Origin of the sequence: Burkholderia sp. S171 (assembly GCF_009766085.1) — a bacterium.
Taxonomy (GTDB): Bacteria; Pseudomonadota; Gammaproteobacteria; order Burkholderiales; family Burkholderiaceae; genus Caballeronia.
Genome location: NZ_LMUF01000048.1, coordinates 317,128 through 327,938 on the forward strand (window position 1 = coordinate 317,128; position 10,811 = coordinate 327,938).

Annotated in this window: 10 protein-coding genes and 1 pseudogene; 2 read left to right on the forward strand and 9 right to left on the reverse strand. The window is 58.6% G+C overall.

From position 1 onward, the window contains the following. Positions 1–66: 66 nt before the first annotated feature. From argE to GSQ93_RS28735, 4 genes are all read right to left on the reverse strand, one after another. Entirely contained in the window at positions 67–1,236 is a 1,170-nt protein-coding gene (gene argE, locus GSQ93_RS28720) for an acetylornithine deacetylase (RefSeq protein ID WP_158939032.1), read from the reverse strand. Further along, entirely contained in the window at positions 1,229–1,906 is a 678-nt protein-coding gene (locus GSQ93_RS28725; protein WP_158939033.1) for a DUF1028 domain-containing protein, read from the reverse strand. Before GSQ93_RS28725 ends, argE begins: the two co-directional genes overlap by 8 nt. Positions 1,907–2,038: 132 nt before the next feature. After that, positions 2,039–2,470 (reverse strand): RidA family protein, encoded by a 432-nt coding sequence (locus GSQ93_RS28730; RefSeq protein ID WP_158939034.1) that lies wholly within the window; start codon positions 2,468–2,470, stop codon positions 2,039–2,041. Next, positions 2,470–3,804, reverse strand: a complete 1,335-nt coding sequence (locus GSQ93_RS28735; protein WP_158939035.1) for an NAD(P)/FAD-dependent oxidoreductase — start codon at positions 3,802–3,804, stop codon at positions 2,470–2,472. The genes GSQ93_RS28730 and GSQ93_RS28735 overlap by 1 nt, the downstream gene beginning before the upstream one ends. A 1,053-nt stretch (positions 3,805–4,857) precedes the next feature. On the opposite strand from GSQ93_RS28735, the gene GSQ93_RS28740 reads away from it, so the two are divergent. Next, a complete protein-coding gene (locus GSQ93_RS28740; RefSeq protein ID WP_158939036.1) occupies positions 4,858–6,009 on the forward strand; it encodes a porin in 1,152 nt (383 codons plus the stop codon). 417 nt (positions 6,010–6,426) lie between these two features. On the opposite strand, the pseudogene GSQ93_RS28745 reads toward GSQ93_RS28740, so the two are convergent. The 4 genes and pseudogenes from GSQ93_RS28745 to GSQ93_RS28760 form a co-directional block, all read right to left on the reverse strand. Beyond that, a pseudogene (locus GSQ93_RS28745) lies at positions 6,427–7,086 on the reverse strand (alpha/beta hydrolase); the annotation flags it as partial. A 15-nt stretch (positions 7,087–7,101) separates the two neighbouring features. Further along, entirely contained in the window at positions 7,102–7,494 is a 393-nt protein-coding gene (locus GSQ93_RS28750; RefSeq protein WP_158939038.1) for a hypothetical protein, read from the reverse strand. Continuing rightward, entirely contained in the window at positions 7,478–8,950 is a 1,473-nt protein-coding gene (locus tag GSQ93_RS28755) for an MDR family MFS transporter (protein WP_158939039.1), read from the reverse strand. Before GSQ93_RS28755 ends, GSQ93_RS28750 begins: the two co-directional genes overlap by 17 nt. Next, the gene (locus tag GSQ93_RS28760) at positions 8,947–9,702 is read right to left on the reverse strand and encodes an SDR family NAD(P)-dependent oxidoreductase (RefSeq protein ID WP_158939040.1); all 756 of its coding nucleotides are present in this window, start codon (positions 9,700–9,702) and stop codon (positions 8,947–8,949) included. The genes GSQ93_RS28755 and GSQ93_RS28760 overlap by 4 nt, the downstream gene beginning before the upstream one ends. Before the next feature lie 134 nt (positions 9,703–9,836). On the opposite strand from GSQ93_RS28760, the gene GSQ93_RS28765 reads away from it, so the two are divergent. Then, on the forward strand, positions 9,837–10,421 hold the full coding sequence (locus GSQ93_RS28765; RefSeq protein WP_158939041.1) for a TetR/AcrR family transcriptional regulator: 585 nt from the start codon (positions 9,837–9,839) through the stop codon (positions 10,419–10,421). A 186-nt stretch (positions 10,422–10,607) separates the two neighbouring features. Here the strand turns inward: GSQ93_RS28765 and GSQ93_RS28770 are convergent. Further along, the coding region (locus tag GSQ93_RS28770) for a YciI family protein (protein WP_254074105.1) at positions 10,608–10,811 on the reverse strand (204 nt) is incomplete at its 5' end.

A 10,811-nucleotide genomic window follows, 5' to 3' on the forward strand; every position in this document is an offset into this window, starting at 1 on the left:
CTACCTGCCTTGGCGGGTGCGCGCCGTCGCTTTGCAACAGCCAAAGCGATTCACCGTCCTCAAGAGTTACAGATTGGCGGGGCTGCAAAGGTAGTCAAGGAGCCGACCCAGCATTGCATCGCAACCTTCAAGCTGTCCAGTAGCAATGAACTCGTCGGGCTTGTGACCCTGGTCCATGCTCCCCGGTCCACAGACGACAGTCGGAATTCCCGCTTGGGTAAACAGGCCGCCCTCCGTGCCGAAGGCCACCGTTCCGAAGTCGGTGGAACCAGCGAGTTGCGACAACAGACGCGCAGCTTCACTGTCGGGAGATGTGGCGAGACCCGGATACGAATTCAGTTCTTTCATGTTGATATCGGTATCTTCCTTTGCGGCCCGCATTTTGGGCAGCAACTCTGTCTCAGCGAACCGTCGCAGGTCGTCTGCCACATGCTGCTGATTGAAACCTGGCAGCGCTCGCACCTCAAAGTCGAATTCGCATTCGGCGGGTACGATGTTCAGGGCACGTCCACCCTTGATAACCCCGGTCTGCACAGTCGAGAACGGCGGGTCGAAGCGCTCATCGTGATGTTCCAGCCCGGCGAGCCGTTCGCCAATCTCTTCCAGGTGACCGATAAGGCGCGCTGCGTACTGAATCGCATTGACGCCGTATGGCGCATAGGCTGAGTGGCAAGCATGGCCTTTCACCTGACACCGCATGGCCATCTTCCCCTTGTGCCCAAGGACAGGCTTCAGCTCCGTCGGCTCGCCAATCAGGCAAAGACGCGGCCTGAGCTCGCGGTTTTCAAGTTCGGCCAGCATCGACCGCACACCGAGACAGCCCAGCTCTTCATCGTAGGAGAAAGCGAGATGTACCGGGAGCTTCAGGCGCTGTTTGCGAAACAGCGGCACTGCGGCCAGTACTGAGGCGATGAAACCCTTCATGTCGGCCGTTCCTCGCCCGTATAAGCGGCCGTCCCTGTTCGTCAGTTGAAACGGGTCCATTGTCCAGGCTTGCCCATCTGTTGGAACAACATCGGTGTGACCCGAGAGCGCCACTCCGCCGCAGTCATCCGGGCCAATGGTCGCAAAGAGGTTGGCCTTCGTTCGCTCCGCGTTGTAGAAGAGCTCACTTTCTACGCCGTGGTCGGACAGGTATTGCTGGATGAAGGCGATTAACTGCAAGTTCGAATCGCGACTGACTGTCGGAAACGCAATGAGCCGCTCAAGCAGGTCGCGACTGGACAGTTCATTCATCGCCGGGAACTCCATAGCTTGGGGCTGTCGTAGGATTCAAGGCTCGGGTGATGTAATCCCGCATCTGCGGCTGATACGCGCGCCACAACGCATCAACTTTTCCAATTGGGTCTTCGTCGGCCCAATCGACGCGCAAGTCCACAATAGGCCACGTCAGGTCGCCGACTATACTCAGTGCTGCTGAGTGAATCGGACCCGCTTCCCCGCCCGCTGCCATTGCTGCGTGCATGGCGGTGAGCAGGCGGTCTGCCAAGAGCCCCGGCGCGTTTTCGAAAGCAGGGACCATTGCTTCGATGACTTCCTTGCTTGCGAGCATGTTTCCCGCTGCCACGCACTGATTTCCTGCCACGGCGTTGTAGGTGCCGAGCGCTTCTTTCCCGCTAAAGTAAGCGGTCCGGCCGTGACCATCGATGACGGTTACTTGCCGATATTGGCTCCATCCATTGGCGTTCAACGCCCGGTCCAGTGCTGCCTCAGGCGTCAATTGGTCGGTATCGAGCAAGTCAAGGATTTCTGGACCGAGCGCTGGCAACGTGACGTTTTGCGTCGCCACCGCGCCGACACCCGCGCGCACCCAAGGACAACGCGCACCGACGGCGATGCTCGAGGAGCTTATTGCAATACCGAGTTGCCCACTTTCAGGGCAGCGCCCAACAATAGAGAACGTCACGTGAGCTCCTTCAAATATGGAGCCGAGACGCGAACGCCTCGGCCATAGTCCTGGACATCGGATTTGCTCGCCCATTGCTGCGTCAGAGTGCATTGCAAGCAGCATCAAGCTTTGGTCTTTACCGCGTTAGGTCTACGCTTGCTTGACCTTCCAGTCATCCGGAATGACGGCGATGACGTCAATTTCCATCAGCCATTGCGGCTGTCCCAGCGCTGAAACAACGAGGCCTGTAGAAATGGGATAGACACCCTTGAGCCACTTGCCAACTTCCCGATACACCGGCTCGCGATAGCGCGGGTCAATGATGTAAGTCGTCGTCTTGACAATGTGCGACATGTCGCTGCCGGCTTCTTCCAGCAGTTGCTTGAGGTTCTTCATTGCCTGTTCGGCCTGGGCTCCCGGGTCCCCCAGACCAACCAGCTTACCGTCGAAATCCGTGCCGACCTGACCCCGCACGTAGACGGTGTTGCCCGCACGTACGGCCTGACACAGGTCGTTGTCCAGCGTCTGGTTCGGATAAGTATCCTTCGTGTTGAACATCCGGATACGGGTATGGGTAGGCATCAGTTCACTCCAATTTCGGTAGCGGTAGCGGTGACGGACTCCTGGGATTCGCGGTGGGTCTTTCCACTACGTTCCAGGGCGTCCTGATAAGAAAGGTACGAGCGTTGCGTCGCAATATGTCCAGCCACATGCTTGGCGTCATGCCAGACGCCCCAGATGAATGACGAACCGCGGCGCGACAGCCAGGGCAGACCGAGGAAATAGATACCCGGCTCGGACGAGACACCGCGCTGGTGACGGAGCTTGCCTTTTTCGTCGAATGCGTTGACCTTGAGCCACTCGTAATCGACCGTATAACCCGTGGCCCAGACAATGGACGTAATACCTGCGCCGGCGAGATCGAGGTGATGAATAGGATTCCTGATGCAATCCGGGTCCGGCAAGATGTCGCGAGCGGCGGGTTCTTCCGGAAGGTCGAGGCCGTTGCGCTCAACGTACGCATCCGCTGCATTCAGCAAAGAGAGATAGCTTTCATCACCAGCCTTGATGTTAGCCGCCAAGTCGGATTCGAACGTCACCACGCCTTCGTCGCTAAAAGACTTAGTGAGGCCAACCAGCGTCATCCCTTCGTGCGCGAGGCGGCGGAAGTCCACCGTCTTGCCACCACGAGCGCCGCTTACTGCAATGGTGACGTGCTCCTTGCCGGGACGCATTGCTTCCGCATCCCATTCACCGAGGACGCCGAGCCACCAGCAAAAATCACGATTACGATAAGCGCGCGGCGGACGATCATGAGCGCCGACGGAGAGAAATACTTTCCTGCCCGCGCGTTGCAGCTCATCAGCGATTTGCACTCCAGACGACCCAGCGCCAACGACCAGCACGCCGCCGGCGGGCAATTGTTCGGGGCTGCGATAGTCAGCCGAGTGAATCTGGAATAGGGCGTCCGTTTTCGGAGCAATCGGCGGTATCACCGGACGCTGGAACGGGCCAGTCGCGACAACTACCCGTTGCGCCTCGATGACGCCATCAGAGGTTTCGACTGTAAAACCCGGCCGATGGGCGTTACGAACAACGCGGCTCACTTCAACACCGGTGTGAATGGGCGCATTGAACTTCTTCGCGTACGCCTCGAAATAGGCAGCCACGCGGTCCTTGGAGGCAAATGCATCTGGGTTCAGGTCGTCGAACTCGAGTCCCGGGAAGCGGTCATGCCATGCCGGGCCATTTGCGACCAACGAATCCCAGCGGCCAGTACGCCACTGCTCTGCGATTCGGCCGCGTTCAAGAACCAGGTGCGGTACACCGAGTTTGCTCAGGTGCTCGCTTACGGCGACGCCGGCCTGACCGCCGCCGACGACGAGTGTATCGATTGAAGTCTTTTCAACTGTCATGGCTGTTTTCCTCTAGTAGGCGTTCGGCAATTCGGTTGTTTCCCCGAGATATCCCGGGCTACCGTTACCGATTCAATCTCACGACCCGACGCCGGCCCTAATGAAGTTTTCCATTGCTACAGCCTTGCGGCTTTGCATAAGTCGAATTCTCATCAGTGGGAGTGAATAGCGAAATTATGTTTTTTGTGGTCGCTGACTAGGAAAAAGCTCCGACCAGACACTGCCGGGCTACGAATTGAAATTGAAAACCGGTTAGAGCCTTTGCTGACGGGCTTTCTAACCATTGGTTGGATCACTTTGTCGAATTGGATCTGGAGTTCGGAGACGGCTTTGGAATGACAGGTGCGGGGGTAAACCCCGGGGAGCTGCTGGGACAGATTCGGCAGCAAGTGGCCCGTATCAAGGGTAGGTGAGGCGTGCTCGCCCCTGTGAACCACAACGCGTCGTGGTACTTGCAAGTAAGTTGTTTGACGAAGCCCTTTCTTGGCCACCCGTCTGCGTCGCGCGACACGATGACCACGCCGACTACCTTCCCCGCTCCGCAGCGCTCAAGTTAGCCAGTCGCACCTATTCAGGTTTGTATAAGCGGGAATTAATTTAAAAAAACGCGACCCGAAAGCCGCGCAAATAAGATGAAAAAGACTGCCCCTGTCCAAAGGGCGAGTCAGTTTAAAAGTTAAGCCTGTGCATGACAATAGTAGTCAGCGGAAGAATCAATTTCCTAAATTGAAGTGAAACCTTTTCGCCGTATGTTGATCGGCATAAATATTACAAAGCATCGCGGGAAAATCCTTTAACAACCACGTAGCATGCGCACAACGATCAGGCCTTGACACACACTTCACGCATGGAATGTGAAAGGTGTTTTCCCCTTTATCTACTTGCACTTATCTGCTTAAGCTTTCGCCATTGCGGCTTCAGAAAACATTATTGCGCGAGACGCGGCTAAAGAGAATTCATCTGCGGGAATACACTGCGCAGCGGATCGCCGATTAGATCATCGTCGATCACTTGAATACGATTCTCTCGCAATGTTTCGGAGCTTTACAAATCATGAAGAAAACCCTTATCGCAGCGAGCCTCATGAGCGTGTTCGCCATTTCCGCTCACGCACAAAGCAGCGTCACTCTTTACGGCACGCTAGATGCCGGCCTCGTGTTTGCAAACAACGAAGGTGGTCACAGCAACTGGCAACAAGGCAGCGGTTCGGTATCGAACACTTACTTCGGCTTGCGCGGCAGTGAAGATCTGGGCAGCGGCCTCCACGCGATCTTCACGTTGGAAAGCGGCTTCAACTTGAACAACGGCCAGTTCAGCGAAAACAATACGATGTTCAATCGTCAGGCGTTCGTCGGCCTGCAAAGCGACCAGTACGGTACGGTGACGCTCGGCCGTCAATACGACTCGGTGGTCGACTATTTGGCGCCGCTGTCGGAAGCCGGCGCAGGCTATGGCAACAACCTTGCCGCGCACCCGTTCGATAACGACAATCTCGACAACTCGTTCTCCGTCAAGAACGCAGTGAAGTACCAGAGCGCGAACTACGGCGGCGTGAAGTTCGGCGGTCTCTACGGCTTCAGCAACGCAGCCGGCCAGTTCTCAAACAATCGTGCTTGGAGCGCGGGTGCATCGTATGGCAATGGCCCGCTGAGCGTAGCAGCCGCTTACCTGCAACTGAACAACTCAGGTAGCAACAACGTGGGTGGCGCTATATCACAAGGCGACGGCACGGCAGCAATCGCCGCGCAACAGCAACGCACCTATGGCGCCGGCCTCAACTACGCTTACGGGCCGGCTAACGTCGGCCTCGTGTACACGCATACGCAACTCGATGGCATCACGGGTGTGAACGTTGGCGGCACGACGCTGCCGGGCGTGGCCGGCACGAACCTTCATATGGATAACTACGAAGTGAACGGCCGTTATGCGTTGACGCCGGCCCTAAGCCTTGCTGCCGCCTACACCTTCACCGACGGCAAGGTATCGGGCTCGAATGGTTCGGGTGATCCGAAGTGGCAAACAGCGTCGCTGCAAGGCGATTACTCGCTGAGCAAGCGGACTGACGTGTACCTGGAAGGCGTGTTTCAGCACGCGTCAGGTGAACTCGGCAACTTCGGTGCGAACGTGGCGTCGATCAACACATTGTCGCCATCGTCGACCGCCAATCAGACGGTTGTCGCGGTGGGCATGCGTCACCGCTTCTAAGTTGACTTAGCGTTAGTACACGCGCGCATGAAGCGATCGTGCGCGCGTTTTTTTTTGACCGTTAGCATCGAATTTCCCCGTGCGACGAACGTTCCGCCACGAACCGGTGCATCTTGAAGCTTGCCTTGGAACCCGAAAAGGAGGCGGCGTTTGCTTTGCTCATAATGACGCTTGGCGGGGCATGCAGGCTACGCGGGCCAACGCAGCTATTGAATCTCGAGGTTTCGTTAGCCGTGCTCGACTCGTCGATGGCCAATGTTGCCATGACCGCGACTTCACGTACGTTTGCTTGCGCAGCCGCGATGCGAACCACGGCACGCAAAGTCTTGGTTCATGTCGGACCGGAGCCGGCCAGTTTCGGCCCTTCAGCGCCGCTTTCCAGATTGCCAACAATCGTTCGACTCGCACTGTCTTTAGTCACTGTTTGAAGATTATTGCGCTTGCCGCGCAAGCTTCTTTGAGTGCGTGCCGAGACAGACGGGTCAAGCCGGAAAAAGTCGTCAAACCATGCGGCGCGCCGGCATATTCAGTGACGCGTACCTTGACACCCGCGGCGCGTAGCCGGGCAGCGTAGCGCCATCCGTCGTCTCTCAGCGGATCATGTTCGGCGACCTGGATTAGCGCGGGCGGCAAAGCCGATAAGTTCTCCGCGAGTAGCGGCGATGCCAATGGGTTACGGGCCAACGCTGGATCTCCCAGGTAGTGCCGCGCATAGGCGGAGACGGCCCGCGCCGTCAACAACGGCGCGTGAGCCTTCTCGCTCATCGACGGTGAACTCAAGGTCAAGTCCAGTGCCGGACAGATCAGCGTTTGGCCGGAGATCGGCGGGCCGCCCAGATCGCGGGCACAGAGACACAGTGCGGCGGTGAGATTCGCCCCCGCGCTGTCTCCCGCGACGCTGATCTGTCCGACGTCGATACCTAGTTGCACCGCATGCAGATGAAGCCAGCACAGCGCCGCGTAGCCGTCCTCCAGGGCGGCTGGAAACCGATGCCGTGGGGCGAGTCGATAATCGACGGACACAACCAGCGTGCCGGTATGGGCCGCAAACGCGCTGCGCCACCAGTCGGTCAAGCCCGGATCGCCGGATACTCAACCGCCGCCGTGAAAGTAAAGGAGACCGGGACAGCCTGCGTCGCGTCGATCGGGTACGTAGAGGCGAATCGCGGGACAGTCGCTCGCGCGAGGGCTGTCGCTGATCACGACGCCAGCGGCGCGCGCGCCGAATATCCAATCTGTCAGCAGGTTGCGGGGCATGGGCTTCTGATCCGCCTCTATCTCTGCTTCGGTGCAGGTCTCTATACTGTTTTTTTCGCTGAGTTTCAGCAGCCATGCCAGGAGTTCGAGGCGTCGACCCAAGGGGCGGCTGAAGGTGCCGTTGCGCATCGCAATGGGCCGCTCGACGCAGTGAGCTGGCACCGCATCGATTGGGTTGCCGGGCGATTGAGCTGCCGCCCCTATCTTGAGTTTAGTATTCGGGCACATCGACACGTCCTTCCGCGACTTCGATCATTTCGGCAGACAACGGTTTTTCCCGGAGTAGCAACGCAAACAGCAAGGCAATGCCCATCATCGCGGCAGCACTGACGAAAACCGAACCGTAGGCGTGCAGCATTTCTCCAGCGTTACCTGCCCGGGCCAGCCTGGCCGTCAGGATCGAGCCGAATACGGCTGCGCCCGTTGCACCACCCAGCGTCTTGAAAAAATTCAGTGCACCGGTCGCCACACCCAGGTGCCGATGCTCGACCGCGTTCTGCCCGGCCAGCACCACGACCTGGATGAAGAAGCCCAGGCCGATTCCGATGACAGCCAGCATGATCAGCACATGCCACAGTGGTGTCGTCAGGTCGATGCGGGCGAGCGCGCAGAAGCCGATACCAGACAGGATCGCACCGGCAATCGGGAAAGCCTTGTACCTGCCCGAGTGCGAAATGATGCCGCCCGTTACCATCGTCGCGGCGATCAGCCCCAGTAGGAGCGGTACGATGGAAGCGCCGGACGCCGAAGCGGTCAGTCTGAAAGTGCTCTGCAGCATGAGTGGGACGTACAGCATTCCCACGAAGAGCGCCGCGGTCGACAGGAAAAACAACGTCGCGGACACGGCGAAAATGCCGCTGCCAAAGAGTTGCAATGGAGTGATCGGCTCCGCTGCTGCATGTTCGACCGCCAGATAGGCAAGCAACGACACGATTGCCACCGCCGCAAGACCGAGCGCCTGCCAGGCGCTCCACGGATAGGCCTGTCCGCCGTAAACCATCGTTAGCAGAAAGCTTGTCGTGAAAACAATCGCCAGCACGGAGCCCCAGATGTCTAGCTGGTGAGAGCGTGCGCGTCCGGGCAGGTGAAGGCGTACGGCAATCATGCCGAACGCAAGCAAGCCGATCGGCACGTTGATGACGAAGATCCAGATCCAACTCCAGTGGTCGACGATTACGCCGCCGAGAACCGGCCCCAGAATGATCGCAATTGCGGGAATGATGCCTAGAACGGCCTGGTAGCGGGCTCTCTCGCGGGGCGGCACCAGATCTCCGACGATGGCCATGACGAGCGAGTTGAGTCCGCCGCCGCCCAAACCCTGGAACGCGCGAAACGCGATCAGCCACCGCATGTTCGGTGCTGCGGCGCACAGCGCGGAACCAACAACGAAAATAGCTACCGAGGCCAGAAAGACCGGTTTGCGTCCGATCATGTCTCCAAGCTTGCCGAATATCAGCGTGGTGACGGCGCTGGTAAGCAGGTACGAGGTCGCGATCCAGGGAGCGTTGCCGGCGTCGCCCAACTCCGCACCAATGCGACCCAGCGCAGCGGCAACGATGGTCTGGTCAAGTGTCGAGATGAACAACACGAGCATCAGGGGCAGCAGGACTGCCATGATTGTCGTGTCCGACCGTTCGAGAGCGGGTGGACGTGTGACATCGCGCTTGCTGGTAGCGCGCGTCATACCTGAGCCATCCCACCATCGACGGCCAGCACGCTGCCCGTCATGTAAGACGAGTCACCGCAGGCCAGAAAGAGCGCGGCCTTGGCAATCTCTTCCGGTTCGCCCCAACGTTCCAGAGGGATCGCCTTCCGAACGTACGCATCAACCTCCGGCAACTCGTAGGCCATCTTTGTTAACGGTGTTTTGACGGCGCCCGGGCTCAGCACGTTGACCCGGATGCGCTTGCCGGTCAGCTCGCTGTCATTGGCGAGCGTGCGGGCAAGACTGCGAACTGCCGCCTTCGTTGCCGCGTAGACCGGGTCGCCAAGACGACCCATGTCCGCCGCCGCGGAGCCAGTCAGGATGATCGACGCGTCATTTGACAGCAGCGGCAGCGAGCGTACACAGGTAAAAAATACGCCCTTGAAATTGAGTCCGACCATCGCATCGAAGGCCGCTTCGTCAACCAACCTTAGAGTCGGCGAGTGCGACATTCCGGCGTTGGCGAAGAGGACATCGATGCGTCCGTGCCGTGCACGGACCGTTGACATGACGTGATCTATATCTGACACGTTGGAGACGTCGGCGACGATGCCGAACGTACGCTCGCCGATGGCCTTCGCGGCTTCGTCGAGCTTGCGCGGATCGCGCCCGACGATGACGACTGATGCGCCATGTGCTTGCATCAACTGGGCCGAAGCCAACCCGATGCCGCTTGATCCGCCGGTAACCAGGGCTACCTTGCCCAAAAGTTTGGGCGTGCTTTCCGCCATAAATCCTCCTTCAGTCCGATTAAGTCAACGAATGATGACATTGATTGTCGATCAACCCTTTGCGTGTGTCAACAGTTGATGACATAATGAGCGCATTGATCGGTCAACCGAATTCGACAACAAGGAGATGTGTTGTGACAGACTCAACCCGGTCCACCCCCGCAAGCGGGCGTAATGCTTCCAATACGCGGGAGCGTATTCTCGAGGCCGCGCGCGCTTGCTTCTCGCGAAGAAGCTACGAGAATGTAGGGCTCCGGGAGATTGCGAGCGAAGCCGGCGTAGATGCGGCGCTCGTCAGTCGTTATTTCGGCGGAAAGGAAGGATTGTTCGCGCAGGTTGTGGAGGGTGCTTTCCACGTTGAAGAGCACCTGCCGGAGTCGCTCGATACGGTAGGCGAATTTCTGGTGGCGGAGGTGATGGCGGAATCTAATGTAACCGGGGAGTTCAATCCATTGCGTCTGCTGTTACTCGGCGCAACTAGCCCGGACACGGCCGAGATGGTTTCCGCGCGCTTTCATGCGGAATTCGTACAGCCGCTGGCGAGGAAGTTGAAGGGACGGGATGCGGAAATACGGGCCGCGCTGATCGGATCGTATGTGATCGGACTGGCCACGATGCGCCATATGCTCGAGTCGCCAACGCTCACGAGTGCATCTTCCCGCAAAGTCGCGGCTTTTGTAGCTGCAGCGATCCAGACCTGCGTCGGGATATCGGATTGAGTCCTCGCCCGGATTGCTAAAGAATGTCCGTTGTCAAGAAAGCTGAAGGTCCCTTGCGGGTCGCGACCTGCCGGACCGCAGCCGTACAGGGCTCAAGCAGGTGTGCCAATCGCATAGGGCAGTACCGGCGAAGGTGTCGGCCGGTAAAAGGAATGCCAACGCCTTCTGAGACAGGCTTCCAAATCCTCATCGTGCCAGATAGAAGTCCAAGGGGATAAGCTCGACGGCCCATCCGCCTTCTTCGCCCAGTGTGGCAGCCGGGTGCATGGACGCGATGCGTAACGCCTCGTCAAGGCTGTCCGCCTCGATGATGAACAGGCCGCCCACGACTTCCTTCGACTCGGTGTAAGGCCCATCGGTGATGCGCGTCTCTCCAGTGCGCGGGCGAAG